The 19,165-nt window shown below is 61.7% G+C and carries 17 protein-coding genes; 2 read left to right on the top strand and 15 right to left on the bottom strand.

Features of this window, described 5'->3' with window-relative positions; translation table 11 throughout:
* Positions 1-11 precede the first annotated feature (11 nt).
* The 10 genes from miaB to AF71_RS00675 all read right to left on the bottom strand — a co-directional run bounded on the left by miaB (position 12) and on the right by AF71_RS00675 (position 7,357).
* On the bottom strand, positions 12-1,421 hold the full coding sequence (gene miaB, locus AF71_RS00720; RefSeq protein ID WP_169679239.1) for a tRNA (N6-isopentenyl adenosine(37)-C2)-methylthiotransferase MiaB: 1,410 nt from the start codon (positions 1,419-1,421) through the stop codon (positions 12-14).
* 48 nt (positions 1,422-1,469) lie between these two features.
* Positions 1,470-2,267: a lysophospholipid acyltransferase family protein gene (locus tag AF71_RS00715; RefSeq protein WP_025658710.1), complete on the bottom strand. Its 798-nt coding sequence runs from the start codon at positions 2,265-2,267 to the stop codon at positions 1,470-1,472.
* A gap of 29 nt (positions 2,268-2,296) precedes the next feature.
* Complete coding sequence (locus tag AF71_RS00710) at positions 2,297-2,725, bottom strand: Fur family transcriptional regulator (protein ID WP_007789354.1); 429 nt, start codon at positions 2,723-2,725, stop codon at positions 2,297-2,299.
* 37 nt (positions 2,726-2,762) lie between these two features.
* Complete coding sequence (locus tag AF71_RS00705) at positions 2,763-3,257, bottom strand: N-acetyltransferase (RefSeq protein ID WP_025658711.1); 495 nt, start codon at positions 3,255-3,257, stop codon at positions 2,763-2,765.
* Between the two features lie 2 nt (positions 3,258-3,259).
* Positions 3,260-3,919 carry a tRNA (adenosine(37)-N6)-threonylcarbamoyltransferase complex dimerization subunit type 1 TsaB gene (tsaB, locus tag AF71_RS00700; protein ID WP_018855108.1) on the bottom strand — a complete coding sequence of 220 codons (660 nt, stop codon included), beginning with the start codon at positions 3,917-3,919 and terminating at the stop codon, positions 3,260-3,262.
* 102 nt (positions 3,920-4,021) lie between these two features.
* Complete coding sequence (locus tag AF71_RS00695) at positions 4,022-4,588, bottom strand: NifU family protein (protein WP_018855107.1); 567 nt, start codon at positions 4,586-4,588, stop codon at positions 4,022-4,024.
* Between the two features lie 110 nt (positions 4,589-4,698).
* The gene (locus tag AF71_RS00690; protein ID WP_007789346.1) at positions 4,699-5,190 is read right to left on the bottom strand and encodes a universal stress protein; all 492 of its coding nucleotides are present in this window, start codon (positions 5,188-5,190) and stop codon (positions 4,699-4,701) included.
* 82 nt (positions 5,191-5,272) lie between these two features.
* Positions 5,273-5,698, bottom strand: a complete 426-nt coding sequence (locus AF71_RS00685) for a cupin domain-containing protein (protein WP_018855105.1) — start codon at positions 5,696-5,698, stop codon at positions 5,273-5,275.
* A gap of 101 nt (positions 5,699-5,799) precedes the next feature.
* A complete protein-coding gene (trpS, locus tag AF71_RS00680; RefSeq protein ID WP_018855104.1) occupies positions 5,800-6,864 on the bottom strand; it encodes a tryptophan--tRNA ligase in 1,065 nt (354 codons plus the stop codon).
* 97 nt (positions 6,865-6,961) lie between these two features.
* A complete protein-coding gene (locus tag AF71_RS00675) occupies positions 6,962-7,357 on the bottom strand; it encodes a VOC family protein (RefSeq protein ID WP_018855103.1) in 396 nt (131 codons plus the stop codon).
* 401 nt (positions 7,358-7,758) lie between these two features.
* Here AF71_RS00675 and AF71_RS00670 point away from each other — a divergent pair, with 401 nt between their 5' ends.
* A complete protein-coding gene (locus AF71_RS00670; RefSeq protein ID WP_018855102.1) occupies positions 7,759-8,184 on the top strand; it encodes a D-Ala-D-Ala carboxypeptidase family metallohydrolase in 426 nt (141 codons plus the stop codon).
* Positions 8,185-8,187: 3 nt separating this feature from the next.
* On the opposite strand, the gene murJ is transcribed toward AF71_RS00670, so the two are convergent.
* The 4 genes from murJ to mutS form a co-directional block, all read right to left on the bottom strand.
* Positions 8,188-9,768 (bottom strand): murein biosynthesis integral membrane protein MurJ, encoded by a 1,581-nt coding sequence (gene murJ, locus AF71_RS00665; RefSeq protein WP_169679236.1) that lies wholly within the window; start codon positions 9,766-9,768, stop codon positions 8,188-8,190.
* A 10-nt stretch (positions 9,769-9,778) separates the two neighbouring features.
* Positions 9,779-12,688, bottom strand: a complete 2,910-nt coding sequence (locus tag AF71_RS00660) for a [protein-PII] uridylyltransferase (protein ID WP_169679233.1) — start codon at positions 12,686-12,688, stop codon at positions 9,779-9,781.
* A 105-nt stretch (positions 12,689-12,793) separates the two neighbouring features.
* A complete protein-coding gene (locus AF71_RS00655; protein ID WP_169679230.1) occupies positions 12,794-13,069 on the bottom strand; it encodes a hypothetical protein in 276 nt (91 codons plus the stop codon).
* Positions 13,070-13,072: 3 nt separating this feature from the next.
* Positions 13,073-15,805 (bottom strand): DNA mismatch repair protein MutS, encoded by a 2,733-nt coding sequence (gene mutS / locus AF71_RS00650; RefSeq protein ID WP_169679226.1) that lies wholly within the window; start codon positions 15,803-15,805, stop codon positions 13,073-13,075.
* 111 nt (positions 15,806-15,916) lie between these two features.
* Between mutS and AF71_RS00645 the strand changes: the two genes are divergently transcribed.
* On the top strand, positions 15,917-18,202 hold the full coding sequence (locus AF71_RS00645) for an NADP-dependent malic enzyme (protein WP_169679223.1): 2,286 nt from the start codon (positions 15,917-15,919) through the stop codon (positions 18,200-18,202).
* 54 nt (positions 18,203-18,256) lie between these two features.
* Here the strand turns inward: AF71_RS00645 and AF71_RS00640 are convergent, their stop codons facing one another.
* On the bottom strand, positions 18,257-19,132 hold the full coding sequence (locus tag AF71_RS00640; protein ID WP_018857739.1) for a GNAT family N-acetyltransferase: 876 nt from the start codon (positions 19,130-19,132) through the stop codon (positions 18,257-18,259).
* Positions 19,133-19,165: the final 33 nt, after the last annotated feature.

Here is a 19,165-nt window from a genome sequence, read left to right as displayed (position 1 = left end):
GCTCCTAGGGTTTAGACCTCAGCCTCTGCTATCTCGGCAAACAGGCTGTTGGTTCCGGTTCCGGTGATTCGCACGTTAATAATGTCACCGATTTGCAATGCTTTTGCATCAACATTCACGGACTGAAGCCACGGAGAACGGCCGATAAGCTGTCCTGGCATGCGACCGGGCTTTTCGAGCAACAGTTCGATCGTTTTCCCGACACAGGATTCGGCAAATTCCTGCTGTTGCTTCAGAAGAAGCGCCTGCAGGCGTTCTAGCCGTTCTGCCTTGATCTCTTCCGGCACCTGGTCCTTCAGTTCCGCACCGGGCGTGCCCGGCCGTGTCGAGTACTTGAAGGAGAAGGCCTGCGCATAGCGCACCTCCTCCACGAGACGGAGTGTATCTTCAAAATCCTGGTCTGTCTCCCCCGGAAAACCGACGATGAAGTCTCCGGAAAGGGCAATGTCTGGGCGAGCGGCGCGGATGCGCTCGACGAGGGTCAGGTATTCGGCGGCCGTATGGCGCCGGTTCATCGCCTTCAGGATGCGGTCGGAGCCGGCCTGCACCGGCAGATGCAGGTAGGGCATCAGCGCGCGCAGGTCCCGATGCGCCTCGATCAGGCGATCGTCCATGTCGCGAGGATGGCTGGTGGTGTAGCGCAGACGCGCAAGTCCGGGGATCTCGGCCAGCCGGTAGAGCAGGTCTCCGAGCGTCCATTCCTGATCATTCGGGCCGACACCATGCCAGGCGTTGACGTTCTGGCCGAGCAGCGTGATTTCGCGCACGCCGCCTTCCACGAGCTTCTGTGCTTCCTCGACGATCTGGCTGACAGGCCGAGATACTTCCGAACCGCGCGTATAGGGCACGACACAGAAGGTGCAGAACTTGTCGCATCCTTCCTGAACCGTCAGGAAGGAGGTTACGCCGCGAGAGCGGATTTTCTTGCTCTCGGCGATCGGCAGATGCTCGAACTTGTCTTCGAGGGCATATTCCGTGTCGACGATCCGCTGCCCTTCCTTCGCCTTGCGCAGCGCTTCCGGCAGGCGGTGATAGGTCTGCGGACCGATGACGACGTCGACGGCGGGCGCCCGGCGCAGGATTTCCTCGCCTTCCGCCTGTGCCACGCAACCGGCGACGCCGATCATGAACTCCCGGCCTTCCTTGTTGCGCTCCTTCTTCATGTCGCGCAGGCGGCCGAGCGCCGAGTAGACCTTTTCGGCAGCCTTTTCGCGGATATGACAGGTATTCAGCAGAACAAGGTCTGCCTCCTCCAAGACTTCCGTCGACTCGTATCCGTCACGCGCGAGGGCATCGCTCATGCGTGTCGAGTCATAGACGTTCATCTGGCAGCCATAGGTCTTGATGAACACCTTGCGGCTGTTGCTGCCATCACGGAGATCGGTCTCCGGGGCATGAAGAAGGGCACTGTCCTGGGTCATGGGCGGCTATTTAGTGGTTTTTCATGCGCGAGAAAAGGAAATCTTGCCTCAGGCCGCTTTGCGACCGCGCAATGCTGCGCCAAGCATCGTGCGGATGCGACGAGCGATGGTCGTGCTGACTTCCTTGCGGTTGCTGTTCGCACGATATTCGACGGCTTCGCCGAAACAGACTTCCACCTCAAAGGCGCCGCATCGCAGCATGTCTTTCAGATGCGGGAACATCTCCACATCGCCCGGCCACGAGGCAAGCGGGCGATGATAGCGCCCCATCGGCAGACCGTGGACGCCGGTATAGGCCACCGCGACCGGTTGGACGACGACTGCTCCGGTCGGCGAAGCGGGAACCGCCATGGCGGCGGCGCCAAACAGCGACGATTTGACCTCCAGAAGCCGGTTTCCATCCGACGTCGTGCCCTCCGGAAACAGGACGACGATCTCGCCATCCGCCATTCGGGTCGCTATCTCGTTCGCCTGATGACCGGTCTTGCGCTTTTCCTCGCGCACGACGAAGACGCTCTTCTGCAGCTTCGCCAGCGTGCCGAAAATCGGCCAGTCGCGCACCTCGATCTTGGCGATGAACGCAACGTCGGCAACCGCGGAGAGCACCATGATGTCCATCCACGACGAATGATTGGCGCACAGCATCAACGGCCTGTGCGTTTCCATCTTCCCATGGACGCGAATCCGGATGCCGAGACAGAAACAGACGATGCGATGCCAGACGCGGGGCAGCCAGCGCCGCAGCTTCCAGTCGAAGCGGAGCGCCAAAAGCTGCCAGGGCATGAGCAGGAGACTGGCGACGAAAATGACGATACCCGCAAAGGCGACGCGCAGCCAGGCGATCAAGACGAAGACTCCATGGCTGCGATCATGTCTCAGCGCTCGTCCGGCTTGAGCGGGATGCCGTAAAGTTCCAGCCGGTGGTCGACCAGCTTGAAGCCGTGCTCGCGGGCGATGCGCTCCTGCAATGCCTCGATCTCGGGCGAGTGAAACTCGATCACGACACCCGATTTGAGGTCGATGAGATGGTCGTGATGCTCTTCCGGCACCGTCTCATAGCGCGAGCGGCCGTCTCGGAAGTCATGACGCTCGATAATGCCGGCGTCTTCGAACAGCTTCACGGTGCGGTAGACTGTCGAGATCGAAATCTTCGCATCGACCTTCACCGAGCGGCGATAGAGTTCTTCCACGTCGGGGTGGTCGGCGGATTCTTCGAGTATGCGTGCGATTACACGGCGCTGCTCGGTCATGCGCATGCCGCGTTCAGCGCAAAGCTCCTCGAGGGTCTTGGCGACGTCAGTCATGGGCTGCCTTCCGATAGTCAACGTTCAAGCAACGGAACTAGCGAAGAACGCGCTTCATGACAAGCGCTGTGGAAACCGCGCCCTTGGCATCCTTGTAGTATCCCCGGCGTTCGCCGACCTTCTCGAAGCCGAGCTTGCCGTAGAGCCCGAGTGCGGCCGCATTGCCGTCGTCGACCTCGAGAAAGATGCTCTCGCCACCGCGCAGTTTCGCTTCGCGCATGGCAGCCTGCATCAGCCGCCAGCCGAGGCCGGCGCGCGCGACCTTTGTCTGCACGGCGATCGTCAGGATTTCCGCTTCGCCGGCGACTTGGCGCGCCAGCACGAAGCCCGGCAACGGCTTCTTGAGGAATGCATTGGTTTGGCGGGCCACGAAGCCGAAGACGGTATCCTGGCTGAGCAGGCTGTAGAATTCGCCATCGCCCCACGGGCGGGCGAAACGCTCGCCGTGCAGCGCGGCGACCGCGCGGCAATCATCGGCATCCATCGCGACGATTTCAAATTCCGGCTTCAAGGTCAAATAGGATTCCAACATCGTCATACTCGCGCAATTGCGAATCCGGCCTGCGGCTTGGCATCGGGTCCGCGCAGATAAAGAGGTTTAGGCTTTCCAGCAGACGGATCGGCGTCGGCACCGAGGCGCGCCACCAAAGAAATCGGGAAATGGTTGGCATGGTCGCCGGTAGCGTCCGGCTTCAGGAGGGGCGTGGCCGAACCGGTTATTTCGCCATCGAATGCCGCAGCAACCGTCTGCGCTTCCTCGACAGTCACGGCGCGCGCTTCGTCGAGCGGTTCGCCATCGGCATTGAAGGCCTGCAAGTAGATCTCGTTTCGCTTGGCATCCATGGCTGTCAGCACCGGGCGCCCGGGCGTCTTTTGCCGCTGCGCTTCAGCCATCACCGCAAGCGTGGTGATGCCGACGGCCGGAACGCCGAGCGACAGCGCAAAGCCGCGGGCAGCGGCGACGCCGACGCGAATGCCCGTGAAGGAGCCAGGACCGATGGTGACGGCAATACGATCGACGGCCGAAAGCGCCAGGCCCGCCTTATCCATCGCGCGGTCGACGATCCCCATCAGATGCTCAGCATGCCCCTTGCCGATCATGTCCGATGCCTCCCCCAGCATCGTATTCCTGCCGCTGTCATAGAGAGCGGCAGCGCAATCCACACCTGCGGTGTCGAGCGCCAGTATGATCATGGCATCAATTTCCGAATAAAGCGTTCCTCAGCGTCCATACAATCACCCTGCCGCGCTTGCAATTGCTGCGCCAGGACGAATGCCGGAACAGGGGCGTCGCCGTCAGGCGGCGACGACTTCCTCGACTTCCGGAACGAAATGGCGAAGCAGGTTCTGCACGCCATGCTTCAGCGTCGCCGTCGAGGACGGGCAGCCGGAGCAAGAGCCCTTCATGTTGAGATAAACCTTGCCGTCCTTGAAGCCGCGGAAGGTGATGTCGCCACCATCCTGTGCAACGGCCGGCCGCACGCGTGTGTCCAGCAGCTCCTTGATCGTCAGCACGATCGACTCGTCGGCTTCGTCGAAGAATTCGCCGCCGGCATCGAGATCTTCGGAAAGAATCGATGCATCGCCCATGACAGGCTTGCCCGACATGAAGTGTTCCATAATCGAGCCAAGGATCGCCGGCTTCAGGTGCTGCCACTCGGCATTGTCCTTGGAGACGGAGATGAAGTCATAACCGAAGTAGACGCCGGTCACGCCCGGGATTTCGAACAGACGAGCCGCGAGCGGCGATGCCTGGGCCTCGTCGGCGCTCCGAAACTCGGCCGTGCCGTTTTCCATCACGACCCGACCCGGCAGGAACTTCTGCGTGGCGGGATTCGGTGTGGCTTCGGTCTGAATAAACATGTCGCTCTCCGTGCGGCGGGCAGTGGCCCAGGCCGTCTTTAGAATTCTTCAAAAAAGAAAATAAGCCGATTGGCAACTCTATTCAAGAGACTGGCACTCAAGAAATGGCTTTATGCGAGGGCATCCAGCTCCTCGTCGGTCAATGTATCCGGCAGGACAGTGACGGGGATCGGAAATGTCGCGCCACGCCCGGCGATCGACGACACCAGCGGCCCCGGTCCCTCCTTTGCCGAGCTTGCGGCCAGCACCAGGATGGCGATATCACGGTCTTCTTCGATGACGGCGTTGATCTGTTCCGTGGCGCTTCCCTCGCGGATGACGATCTCAGGGTCGATGCCGATCGTTTCGCGAACCACATGCGCCGCCTTGGCGACTACTGCTTCCGCTTCCTCGCGCGCCTCGGCGCGCATGATTTCCTCCACACCCAGCCACTGCTGGAAGTCGCCCTCCGGAATCACGTACATCAGCACAAGGCCGCCATTCGAGTTCTTGGCGCGCCGACCGGCGTAGTGGACGGCGCGGGAGCATTCGGGCGTATCGTCAATGACAGCCATGAATTTGCGGCGATGACCTTCGAGCCGGGAGAGTCGTTTTGATACCATGGGGCGGACTCTGACACCTGAACCTGAAGATTTGCAAGCCCTCGTTTGGTCGCCCTCGAAGGATCGCCTGCGTGCTGTGTAGTCAGGCCGGAACCAGTCCGTAGAGACGCATGATCGCCTTCACATGTTCGATGTCAGGCTTGCCCTGAACATTGATGGCCGACGCCATCTCCTCGAAATAGCGCCTGCCGATCAGGCCGGGCGTCATGGTGATCAACGCCTTGGCGGTTTCGCCATGCAGGTTCTCGTGGGTGTGGACGTAACCGCGCGGAATGAACAGGGTTTCCCCTGCTGCGATCTCGTGTTTGCGCCCGTCCAGCGTCGTCGACATCGTGCCGGACAATCCGTAAATCACTTCGTCGACGTCCCGGTGGTAATGGGGGGCGGGGACGCGTGCCTGGGGCGGGACCGTGAATTCGAACATCACGAGACCGCCGGCACTCTGATCCTCGTCGATCAGAAAGCGGATCTCCATCGTGCCGATCTGGATGAGGTTGCGATCTCGCATCGAAGCCTCCTGACGGTCGTTTCAACAGACTACGCCGCAGGTCTGGCTTCGACAAGCCCGGGGCGGCAAAGGTCGCCCCGGGTAAGCTCTTGAGGCCTATCTCAGTACAAGAAGCCGACGATGTCGCGCACTTGCTTCATCGTCACCTCGGCGCGGGCCCGAGCCCGTTCACTGCCGTTGCGCAGGGTCGCGTCGATGTGACTGGTGTCCGACATCAGGCGGCGCATCTCGGCGGTGATCGGCGAGAGCACATTGACGGCGAGATCGACGAGCGCCGGCTTGAAGACCGAGAACTGCTGCCCGCCGAATTCGGCAAGCACGTCAGCTTTCGACCTGTCAGCGAGCGCCGCGTAGATGCCGACAAGGTTGTCCGCTTCCGGGCGACCCTTGAGACCGTCGACTTCACTGGGCAAGCCGTCCGGATCGGTCTTGGCCTTGCGGATCTTCTTCGAGATCGCCTCCTCGTCGTCCATCAGGTTGATGCGCGAAAGATCTGATGGATCCGACTTCGACATCTTCTTGGTACCGTCGCGAAGCGACATGACACGCGGCGCCGGGCCATCGATCAGCGGCTCGACCATCGGGAAATAGGCATGCACCGGCTCGTTGCCGACGGTGATGTCGATGCCATAGTCCGTCTTGCGGATATGCTCCGCGTAGTCGAGGTTGAACTTCATGGCGATGTCGCGGGCGAGTTCAAGGTGCTGCTTCTGGTCGTCGCCGACGGGGACATGCGTCCCGCGATAGACGAGGATGTCGGCAGCCATCAGGCTCGGATAGGCGTAGAGACCGAGCGAGGCCTGCTCGCGGTCCTTGCCGGCCTTGTCCTTGAACTGCGTCATGCGGTTCATCCAACCGATGCGCGCTACGCAATTGAAGATCCATGCGAGTTCTGCATGCTGCGGCACGGCCGACTGGTTGAAGACAATGTGCTTTTCCGGATCGATGCCAGAGGCGATGAAGGCGGCGGCGATCGAGCGGATCTGGTTCGGCATATCCTCATGGACGAGCTGCGCCGTCAGCGCGTGCATATCCACGACACAGTAGATGCAGTCGTTGCCTTCCTGCAGTGCCACGAACTTGCGGATCGCGCCGAGATAGTTGCCGAGATGGAGATTGCCGGTCGGTTGGACGCCGGAAAAAACGACTTTCCTGAATTCGTTCATTATGTCCTCGATTAGGCTGGTGGAGGGCCCCAGGGTCTGTAACCCATGTTGCTAACGGGCGCGCTTATGCACGCGCGCGCTCCCGCAATCAAGGGGTTCAGCCTGCGGCGTGTTCGATCAGATCGAAGGTGTTGCCGTAAGGATCCGCAAACACGGCGACGGTCCCGTAGCTTTCGTGCCGCGGCGCCTCGAGAAACTGCACGCCCTTGGCCAGCATCGACTCATGGTCGCCTGCGAAATCGTCGGTCTTGAGAAAGAAGCCGACACGCCCGCCCGTCTGGTTGCCCATTGCCGCCATCTGCCGATCGTTGGCCGCCTGCGCGACCAGAAAGGCTGCGCCGTCGCTGCCCTTCGGTCTGACGACGACCCAGCGCTTGCCATCCGGCTGGACGTCATCCTGGAGGCATTCGAAGCCGAGCGCGCCGCAGTAGAAGTCCTTGGCGCGATCGTAGTCGTCGACGACGAGCGTTACGAGGAAGAGCGATTGGGACATTGCAGGCTCCGATTTGTCGTGTCGTGTTGTTGCCGGTTGCGGGGGCTCGGTCAAGGATCATGCTCCTCGCGCCGACGGGAGCGCCTTCGCGACCGTGAGGTCTAGCAAGCGTTTTGACACACATTGCACCCGGCGGGGATTGGCGGTGGTATTTGCACGAGAAACGCTATGAACGGGAGATTGGCGATGAATTGCTTGCTGTGAATATGTCAAGAAAATTTACGCAGCTTGGAAATTTATACCACCTCTGAGGTGGAGCTAATTCATCAATTGGCCGTAAATTGTGTTACGGTTCCGTAACGGTAGGTAAAGAATTTCACAAAAAGGCCATTTTTGGGGTGAGCGTTCCATTCGCCAAAAACTGCGCCGGCGATTCCGGCGCATTTCGAGGGGAGGGAACCATGCATTCGGCATTTTCCATCGCACTCGCCGGCCTGTTCAGTCTGTCGTGTTTCGACAGTGCCGACGCCCAGAACGTCAGAAGAGTTGCAATACCGCCGCTCAAGCATAAGGAAACGCTTGCCTACTCGCTGCAGACCGTCAGCGTCCAGGCGAACTGCTTCCCGCCGCGGCTACGCGGCGTTCTTGCTTATATCGCCGCCAAGACCGGTCGCCGTCCAATGGTAACCTCGGGGTTCCGGGCGCACGGTCGATCTCATTCCCAGCATCGCTACTGCGCAGCCGCCGATATCCGGATCCCCGGCGTTTCGGAGCGCACCATCATTGCGATCGCTGAATCGGCACCAGGAATCGGCGGGATCGGCCGTTACTGCAACGGCATCGTCCATGTGGACGTAGGCGCCAAACGACGATGGACCTATTGCTGAGGCTCAACCGTCTACCTTTGCAGCCGGCTTGCGATTGAGATTGCGCCGGATCATGCCGAGATTTGCGCCGCCGATCAGGAATGCGGTCGCGAAGTAGACAGCCATGGCGATCACGATCAGAAGGCCGAGCGTGCCGACCTTCGTCGTCAGGTGCGCGCTTGAGGCAAGCCACGGCTCCCAGCGGTGCTGCAGGTACATGATCACGCCGCCCATGACGGCCGCCGACACGACGAGCAGCGCCGTGCGCCGCGCCAAGGCCCATTCCCAGGTGAGATGGCGACGACGCAGCAGGGTGGTGAAGAGCAGTACGGTGCTTATCCAGCCTGCCGTCGCTTCCGCGACTGCAATGCCGGGAGCGCCGAGGAACGGGAAGAGCGTCAGCGCCGTGGCGCAATTGACGCCAACGGCGATGGCGGAAAAGCGCATCGGCGTCCTGGTGTCCTCGCGCGCGTAGAATCCCGGCTGCAGCGCCTTGATCAGCACGAAAGCCGGCAGGCCAATGCCGTAGATGGCGAGGATGGAGCCGACGATGGAGGTGTTTTCCTGATGGAAGGCACCGCGCTCATAGAGCACACGGATGATTTCGTCGGAGAGAATCCAGAGCGCGAAGGCAGCGGGGATGGTCAGGAACAGTACGAATTCCATCGACCGGTTCTGCAGGTTTGCGGCCTCGCGCAGATTGCCGCCCTTCAGGGCGCGGGCGAGTTCCGGCAGCAGCACCACGCCGACGGCGACGCCGACGACGCCGAGCGGCAGCTGATAGATACGGTCGGCATACTGGAGGGCTGCAATGGCGCCTTCGCGCGAGGACGCAATCGCCTGGCCGATCATCTGGTTGATCTGGGTAATGCCGCCAGTCACCGCCGCGGGGATCGCGAGGATCAGCAGTCGTTTGACGTTGGGCGTGAAGCGCGGGAAACGCAACCCGATGCTCATGCCGGCGTGGAGCACGCCGAAGTAGACGACGGCGAGCTGCAGGATACCGGCTACGAGCACGCCCCAGGAGAGATACCACGCGGTCTGCAGGGGCTCCGCGTCGATATAGAGCGCGTAGAACAGCGCGCCGATCATCACGACGTTGAGGAAAACGGGCGCAATCGCGGCGGCGAAGAAATGATGGAGCGAATTCAGCATGCCGCTCATCATCGCCGTCAGCGACATGCACATGAGGTAGGGGAACATGACCGCCGCCATGCGCACGGTAATGTCGAACTTGTCCGGATCGTTGGTAAAGCCCGGCGCGATGACGAAGCGCACGAGCAGGGGCATGGAGAGCTCCATCACGATGGTGATGAGCAGCAGCACCGAAAACAGCACGCCGAACACTTCTTCAGAAAAGCGCTTGGCACCATCGGTGCCGTTCGCCTCGATTTCCTTGGCAAAGAGCGGCACGAAGGCGGCATTGAAAGCGCCTTCCGCAAAGAGCCGCCGGAAGAGGTTCGGAAAACGGAAGGCGGCATAAAAGACGTCGGCCATCGGACCGGTGCCGAGTGCGGCCGCCATCAGCGTTTCACGGGCGAAGCCGAAGATGCGGCTGCCGAGCGTGGCGCCGCCGACGGTGGCGAATTTTCTAACGAGGCTCATGCGTTTGGGCTCATGCGGGCGAATCCGCCTTCTTTTCTGTTTGCATCGCGGCGCTGGCCGTAGCAGGCGGCGCGATGATGCCGGAGGGCATGCGCTCGCGCAGCTCGTCCTGTTCCTCGGCCATCACGGCCTTGAGGCGCGCGGTGATATTCGAGCGCTTGCTGTCGCCCGAGATTTTCTGGCCGACGAGATCGGTCACGTAGAAGGTGTCGATGACCTTCTCGCCGAAGGTGGTGATGCGGGCCGACTGAATGTCGAGCGAGAGATCCGATAGAACCGCTGTGATTTCCGACAGCAGGCCGGGTCGGTCAAGGCATTCGACTTCGATGACCGTGAACTTGTTCGACAGACTGTTGGAGATGTTGACCGACGGCGGGATGACGAAGGCCTTGCTCTTCTTGCGGTTCTTGGTGCGGGTCGCGATGACCTCGGGCAGTCGCTTGCGGCCGGAAAGCACGTCCTCGATCATCCGCCCGATGGTGCCGGCGCGGCGAAGCTCGTCGGCATCGTCCTTGAACTCGCGGCTGACATGGATCGTGTCCAGCGCGCGCCCATCCGACGTCGTGAAGATTTGCGCGTCGACGATGTTGGCACCGGCAGCGGCACAGGCACCGGCGATGACGGCCAGGAGGCGCGGATGGTCAGGCGATAATACGGTGATCTCGGTGATCGCGTGGAAACTGTCGGTCCGCACCATTGTCGCCAGCGCTTGGCCGGCCTTGTCCGCCTGCCGGATGAAGCCGGCGTGCCGGACCTGATCTTCCAGGGGAACGGAGAGCAGATAGGGCTGGTAGTGCAGCTTGCTATAGATCTTGCGATCCTTCTGGCTCCAGTCGGAGAGCGCGTTGTAGAGCGCTTCGGCTGCGAAATTGGCGCGCTCCTTGCGCGAAACCTCCGAGAAGCCGCCGGCAAGCAGCAGTTCCGTTTCATAGTAAAGCGTGCGCAGCAACTGGCCTTTCCAGCCGTTCCAGACACCGGGACCGACGGCGCGGATGTCGCAGATCGTCAGGATCAGCAGCATCTTCAGCCGGTCGAGCGACTGCACCACATCGGCGAAGTCGGTGATCGTCTTGCGGTCCGTAAGGTCGCGCGTCTGCGCGACCATCGACATGACCAGATGCTCCTGGATCAGCCAGACGACCAACTCTGTCTGCTTCTGCGACAGGCCGAAACGGGCGCACAGCTTGCGGGCGACACGGGCGCCGGCAATGGAATGGTCTTCTTGGCGGCCCTTGGCAACGTCGTGCAGCAGCACGGCAAGGTAGAGCGCCTCGCGGTCCTCGATGCCGGGCATCAATTTGTTTGCGAGCGGGTGCAGGTCGTCGGCCTTGCCCTTGTCGATTTCCGACAGGACGTCGACGGTGCGGATCAGATGCTCGTCCACCGTATAGTGGTGGTACATGTTGAACTGCATCATCGCGACGATCTTGCCGAATTCGGGAATGAAGCGGCCGAGCACACCGGCCTCGTTCATGCGCCGCAGAATGAGCGCGGGGTCGCCCTTCGAAGTCAGGATCGACATGAAGAGGCGATTGGCCTCATCGTTTTCGCGCAGATCGCTGTCGATGAGGTTGAGCGAGCGCGTCACCCGCTTCAGCGCATCGGGATGGAATTCCAGCCCGTTGATGTCGGCAACATGGAACAGGCGGATGATGTTGACCGGGTCGTGCTTGAAGACATCCGGGCTTGCAAGCGCGATACGACCGCGGTCCTCGACGAACTCCGTGCTGCCGGCGATCTTGCGGCTGCGGTGCGCAAAGCGGCTGATGACACCGGTGAGGCCGGGCGTCGACTTCGCCTGCTGATCCTCGAGCGCCGCGCAGAGGATGCGCGTCAGGTCGCCGACGTCCTTGGCGACGAGGAAGTAGTGCTTCATGAAGCGCTCGACGGCCGAAAGGCCGGGTCGCGAATGATATCCAAGCGCTTCGGCGATCTCGCGTTGAATGTCGAAGGACAGCCGTTCCTCGGCCTTTCCGGTCAGGAAATGCATGTGGCAGCGCACCGCCCAGAGGAAGTCGTCGGCCTTCTCGAAAACGCGATACTCGTGCTTGGAGAGAACCCCGAGTGGCACCAGCTCCGCCGTGTCGCGAACATGGTAGTAGTATTTCGAAATCCAGAAGAGCGTGTGCAGGTCGCGCAGGCCGCCCTTGCCTTCCTTGACGTTCGGCTCGACGAGATAGCGCGTGTCGCCCGCCTTGCGGTGGCGCTCGTCACGCTCGGCAAGCTTGGCGGCGATGAATTCGGGGCCGGTGCCGGTGACGATTTCCTTGTCGAAGCGCGTCTCCAGTTGCGTTTCCAGCGATCGCAGGCCACAGATGTAGCGCATCTCGAGGATCGCCGTGCGGATCGTCATGTCCGACTTCGACAGCGCAATGCACTCTTCCAGGGTGCGCGTTGCATGGCCAACCTTGAAGCCCATGTCCCAGAGGACGTAGAGCATGAATTCGACTGCTTTGTGCGTCTCCTCCGCCGGCTTCGGCTGGAACAGGAACAGAAGGTCGATATCGGAGCCTGGCGCCAGCGTGTCGCGGCCATAGCCGCCAACGGCGGTGACGGCGAACTTGTCCTTCTGCTTCGGAAAGACGTGGGTGCAGACGAACTCGTAGAGGACCGTGACGATCTGGTCCTGCAGCCAGGAAATACGGCGGGCACAATTGATGCCGCTGCCATCGGCAGAAAGCAACTCGCGCGCTATCTGTCTACCTTCGCTGCTCGCCTTCTTGAGGATCGCCAGCAGATCGGACCGCATGACGTCGGGCCGCGTCTTGTTGGACTCGGCCACCGCGTCGCACGTCTTCGAGAGATGATCGGTGTCGAGGATATCGGAGAAATCGATGTCGTTCGTCGTCGCCATGCGCGGGGCGGCTTCCTGTTCGCGTGGCGCAGCCGTGTGCTGCTGCTCCTCTCGTTTCGTCTGCATGCGCTATAGCCTCTTTGCCCGCCGATGACACGGGCTTTCATACTGCAGAACCTTTAATTTTGGCGAAAAGGTGTTGCCGCGCGCGAAAGCGGCGGCATCGGGCGATCAGGCAGCGATCTGAGCCTGTACGGAATAGAGCACCTGCCGCGTTTCGCTGGTGATCGCCTCCAGCGTCTCTTGGTCGCACTCGCGGTAGCCGGCTTTGGCAACACACGAGGAAAGTTCCAGAATCCGGGCGCAGCAGCGGATGATCTCCAGCAGGCCGAAGGGCGAAGCCCAGCCGCGCGGGGTGCCGTGCTCATCCGCAAGCCGCAGCGCTTCAAGCGCGTTGAAGATCGCCGCAAGCCTCTGGGTCTCGTTGAACAGCCGATCCATGAACATCGGCTAGCCCTGCTTCAGCTTCTTCTTGAGGTCGTAGAGCGCGCCCATCGCCTCGCGCGGGGTCATGTCGTCGAGGCTCATGGCCTTTAGCGCTTCTTCCACCTTCGATGGGCCACGGCTGGCATCCTCGCGCCGAACCGCCACCTGGAACAGAGGCAGGTCATCGATGAGCTGGCTCGCCGGGTTCTTGCGGTCGGCGTCCTCGAGGCGTGTCAGCACGTCGCGGGCACGCGCCACCACCGAGGCCGGCAGGCCGGCAAGCCGGGCAACCTGGATGCCGTAGGAGCGGTCGGCAGCACCTGGGCCGACCTCGTGCAGGAAAATCACGTCGCCGTCCCATTCCTTCACGCGCATCGTCGCGTTCGATAACCGTGCAAGCTTTTCCGACAGCACCGTCAGTTCGTGGAAGTGGGTGGCAAAGAGGCCGCGGCAGCGGTTCCCTTCGTGCAGATGTTCGACGGCGGCCCAGGCGATGGAAAGGCCGTCGAAGGTAGCCGTACCACGGCCGATCTCGTCGAGAATGACAAGGGACCGGTCGGTCGCCTGATTGAGGATCGCCGCCGTTTCGACCATTTCGACCATGAAGGTCGATCGGCCGCGCGCAAGATCGTCGGAAGCGCCGACGCGCGAGAACAGCCGATCGACGATGCCGATATGGGCTGACGTCGCCGGCACGAAGGACCCCATCTGCGCGAGGATCGCGATCAGTGCATTCTGACGCAGGAAGGTCGACTTACCGCCCATGTTCGGGCCGGTCAGCAGCCAGATCGCGCCATCCTTTCCGCCGGAGACGGGAGAGAGATCGCAGTTGTTGGCAACGAACGGGCCAGATGATTGCCGCCGCAGCGCCTGTTCGACGACAGGGTGGCGTCCGCCTTCGATCGCAAACATCTTCGAGCCGTCGACTAGCGGCCGGCAATAGGCCTGCTCGTCTGCAAGCAGCGCAAGGCCGGCGGCAACGTCGATAACGGCGAGCGCGCGAGCGCCTGCCTTGATTGCTTCCGCTTCGGCGACGACGGCCGAGGTCATGTGGTCGAATGCCGCCAGTTCGATAGCAAGCGCCTTGTCGGCGGCGTTGGCGATCCGGCTTTCCAGATCGGCAAGCCCGGTGGTGGTGAAGCGCATCGCGTTCGCCATCGTCTGGCGGTGGATGAAGCGACCCTTGGCCTCCGGCGTATCTGTCATCGGCCCGGCATTGCCGGCAGTAACTTCGATGAAGTAGCCGAGGATATTGTTGTGCTTGATCTTCAGCGATTTGATGCCGGTTTCCTCGGCATATTGCAGCTGCAGGCCGGCAATCACCCGGCGCGATTGATCGCGCAGCGCCCTGACCTCGTCCAGTTCGGTGTTGGCGCCGTCCCGCAAGAAGCCGCCGTCGCGCTTCAGCAGCGGCAGCTCGTCGCCCAGTGTTTCGGAAAGCAGCGTTGCGAGGCCGGCCGGGAGGGCCTCGAGGCGCGAAAGCGCGAGCTTCAGCTCTTCCGGCAGCAGTGCTTCCGACAGCAGCCGGGCGACATCGCCCGCAGCACTCAGGCCCTGACGGATGGCGGCAAGGTCACGCGGCCCGCCACGGTCGAGTGCAAGACGCGAAAGCGCGCGCGGCATATCGGGAACATGCTTGAGATGGTGGCGCAGGTCGCCGCAAAGCGAAGGCTCCTCCATCAGGAAACCGATCGAATCCAGCCGCTCATTGATCCGGATGGGATCGGTCAACGGCGACATCAGCCGTTCGGCCAGCAAGCGTGCCCCGCCGCCCGTCACGGTACGGTCGATCGCCTTCAGCAACGAGCCGTTGCGATCGCCTGAAAGCGTGCGGGCAAGTTCGAGATTGGCACGGGTGGCGGGATCGATGAACAGCGTTGACGCGCCGCTTTCGCGCTCCGGCCGGCCGAGCGGCGGCCGTTCGGCGATCTGTGTCTTCTCGACATAGGCGACGGCTGCAGAGGCGGCGGCAAGCTCGGCGCGCGAAAAGGTGCCGAACCCATCAAGCGTAGAGACATTGAAATAGCGCGCGATCCGCCCCTCGGCGGTGGCGCTGTCGAAGAGCACGGATGGTTGCGGAACGGCGGTGCGGCCGAGTACGTCGAAAACAGGTTTCAGCTCGGCATCGTGAAAGATCGTATCGGGCACGATCAGTTCACGCGGATCGATCCGCAGGATATCGGCAAGCAGCCGCGAGCTTTCGGTCTCGGCCAGGCGGAAGATTCCGGTCGAGATGTCGATCCAAGCCAGCGCCAATACCGGCTCGGCGCTGCCGCGAATCCGGGTAAGTGCCATCAGATAGTTCGATTCCGACGGCGAAAGCAGCTTTTCCTCGGTAATTGTGCCCGGCGTCACCAGGCGGATAACGTCGCGTTTCACGACGGACTTGGATCCGCGCTTCTTGGCTTCGGCCGGGTCCTCGACCTGCTCGCAGACGGCAACCCGGAAACCGAGGGCGATCAGCTTCTGCAGGTAGTCGTCGGCCGCATGAACAGGCACGCCGCACATAGGAATGTCCCGCCCCATGTGCTGGCCGCGCTTGGTCAGCGTGATGCCCAGTGCACGGGAGGCTTCCAGAGCATCCTCGAAGAACAGCTCGTAGAAATCGCCCATGCGATAGAACAGCAACGAGTCAGGGTTGTTGGCCTTGATCTCGATGAATTGCTCCATCATCGGCGTTGCCGAGGCGCGGCTTTCTTCCGTGGCCAGCTCGGCAGCCGAAAAGGCTTCTATTCCAGTGTCTATTCGTTCGTTCACGGAGATGCATTTTTTCCAAAAAAGAGGTGCCAACCCTAGCCGCCCGCCGCTATAGATGACAACCGCGATTGAGGAAGAGCAAGGCGTCACCCACAAGACGTTGGAGGAAAAATGCCCGACACCGAGAAGAAGCAGCGGCCGGTTACATCAGTGACCGACAACGAGGCTCTTGAGTTCCACGCCATGGGGCGGCCCGGAAAGCTGGAGATCAACGCCACGAAGCCTATGGCGACCCAGCGCGATCTGTCGCTCGCCTATTCGCCTGGCGTTGCCGTTCCGGTGAAGGCAATCGCCGCCGATCCCGCCACCGCCTATGATTATACGACGCGCGGCAACATGGTCGCGGTCATCTCGAATGGTACCGCAATTCTCGGTCTCGGCAATCTCGGTGCACTGGCCTCCAAGCCTGTTATGGAAGGCAAGTCGGTGCTATTCAAGCGCTTTGCCGACGTCGACTCCATCGATCTCGAAGTCGATACCGAAAACGTCGATGAGTTCATCAACTGCGTCCGCTTCCTCGGTCCCTCGTTCGGCGGCATCAATCTCGAAGACATCAAGGCGCCCGACTGTTTCATCATCGAGCAGCGTCTGCGCGAACTGATGGACATCCCGGTTTTCCATGATGACCAGCACGGCACGGCGATCATTGCTGCCGCTGGTCTCATCAATGCGCTGGAACTGACCGGTCGCGACCTGAAAACGACGAAACTCGTCTGCAATGGCGCGGGTGCAGCAGCCATCGCCTGCGTTGAGCTCATCAAGGCCATGGGCTTCGCGCCCGAGAATATCGTCCTTTGCGACACCAAGGGCGTGATCTACCAGGGCCGCACCGAGGGCATGAACCAGTGGAAGTCGGCGCATGCGGTCAAGACCAAGGCGCGCACGCTCGAGGAGGCGATGAAGGGCGCGGACGTGGTTTTTGGCCTCTCGCAGAAGGGCGCGTTCTCCGAGAGCATGATCCGCTCCATGGCTGATCGCCCGATCATCTTTGCGATGGCCAATCCCGATCCGGAAATTACGCCCGAAGAGGTTACCCGCATCCGCGACGACGCCATCATGGCAACGGGTCGCTCCGATTATCCGAACCAGGTCAACAACGTCCTCGGTTTTCCCTATATCTTCCGTGGCGCGCTGGACGTCCGTGCGACCACCATCAACGACGCCATGAAGATCGCTGCTGTTGAGGCGCTGGCAAATCTCGCCCGCGAGGACGTTCCTGACGATGTTGTTGCCGCTTATCAGGGCAACCGCCCGCGCTTTGGTGCGCAATACATCATTCCGGTGCCGTTCGATCCGCGCCTGATCTCGGCGATCCCGGTTGCCGTGGCACAGGCAGCGATTGACAGCGGCGTAGCGCGCAAGCCGATTACAGATATGACGGCCTATGCCCGCGAACTTTCCGGCCGCCGCGATCCCATCGCCTCGACGCTGGCGAGCCTCTACGAACGCGTTCGCCGCCGTCCAAAGCGGGTGGTTTTTGCCGAGGCCGAAGAAGAGCAGGTCATGCGTGCGGCAATGTCCTACGCAAACCAGGAGCTCGGCACGGCGATCCTGCTCGGCCGCGAAGACCTGATCCACCAGACCGCCGAGCGCGCCGGCATCGACCTCAATCGGCCGGGGCTGGAAATCGTCAACGCACGTATCTCCACCCGCGTCGAAACTTATATCGACTACCTCTATGCGCGCCTGCAGCGCAAAGGCTACCTGCATCGTGACGCACAGCGTCTGATCCATCAGGATCGCAACCACTTCGCCGCTTGCATGGTGGCGCTTGGTGACGCCGATGGGATGGTTACTGGTATCACCCGCAACTATTCGACGGCCCTGGAAGATGTGCGCCGCTGCATCGACATGAAACCCGGCCATCGGGTCATCGGCGTATCGATCGCGCTGTGCCGCGGCCGGACGGTGTTCGTCGCCGATACAGCGGTTCACGATATGCCGAACGCCGAGGAGCTCGCCGATATCGCTGTCGAGGCCGCAGGCTTTGCGCGCCGCATGGGCTATCAGCCGCGCGTCGCCATGCTTGCCTATTCGACCTTCGGTCATCCGTCGGGCGAACGCTCCGAGCGTGTGCGCGAGGCGGTGAAAATCCTCGACAAGCGCCGCCTCGATTTCGAGTATGACGGCGAGATGGCGGCCGACGTGGCGCTGAACCGCAAGGTCATGGAGCAGTATCCGTTCTGCCGCCTGTCCGGCCCGGCCAACGTGCTCGTCATGCCGGCCTTTCACTCAGCCTCGATCTCCACGAAGATGCTGCAGGAGCTTGGCGGTTCGACTGTCATCGGCCCGATCCTCGTCGGCCTCGACAAGGCCGTTCAGATCACTTCGATGGGCGCAAAGGATTCCGACATCGTCAACATGGCGGCGATCGCCGCCTATACGGCTGGATCGTGAAATAAAAACGGAGCGGGAGGCATCCTCCCGCTCCGTCTTCCATCTGCTTGAAAGTCAGCTCGCGAAACGACCGGCGTCGGCGCCGTAGTAGTTCAGGTAGCGATCGGAAATGCTGGCGATCGGCAACACGATCAGGACATCCGTCGTATTGAAGGCCTTGTCGACCACGGCGGTCGAACCGACCATGGCGCCGAGGCGCAGGTAACCCTTGATCAACGGCGGCAGTGCCATCAGCGCCCGCTTCGGGTTGACGGCTTCGGCCGGCATCAGATCCATGTCGCGCGCAAGGTGCGGAAGAGCGGCGACGGCCCACTCATCCTTCGCGGCGACGTTGTGATGCAGGAAGGACAGTGCCAGCGCATGGCTTTCCGGGTGGATGCCCGGGAAGGAGGCGCAACCGAACATGGCGCCCATGCCATGCTTCAGCGCATAGGCCCAGTTGCCCTGCCACAGAAGCTCGACCGTGCGCTTGGTGCGGTAGTCGGGCAGCACACAGGAGCGGCCGAGTTCCATGAACCGTTTGTCCGGATGGCGAGCAAGCAGCTCGTCGATGGCGAATTCCGAAGCCGAGTAAAAGCCGCCGTTCGCCATGGCGACTTCCTGTCGCAGCAGGCGATAGGTGCCGACGATCTGGTCCTCGCTGTCACCCTCGATCGAGCGGTCGAGCACGAGCAAATGATCGCAGAACGTGTCGTAGGAATCGAAATCGCGCTTGCGGCGCATGGCCTCCGGCGAAAGCTGTGCCCCCATTTCTTCGACGAAGACGCGGAAGCGGACGGCCTGGGCGGCATCGATCTCGCTGGCCGTTCGGGCAAGGCGAGTTTCGAGATTGCCGATGCGGCCGAGAACGTCGCCTTCCTTTAGCGCAAGCGTGGTCGATGGCCGGGGGGTCTCGGCGACAGCGTCACAGTTGAGGGCGTCTGCTGACATGGCGATTCTCCCGTTGCCGGCTTTTGACACGCC

Origin of the sequence: Rhizobium sp. 57MFTsu3.2, assembly GCF_012932765.1 — a bacterium.
Taxonomy (GTDB): Bacteria; Pseudomonadota; Alphaproteobacteria; order Rhizobiales; family Rhizobiaceae; genus Rhizobium; species Rhizobium altiplani.
The sequence above is the reverse complement of the archived record's forward strand: the minus strand, read 5'-3'. Positions and strand labels throughout refer to the sequence as shown.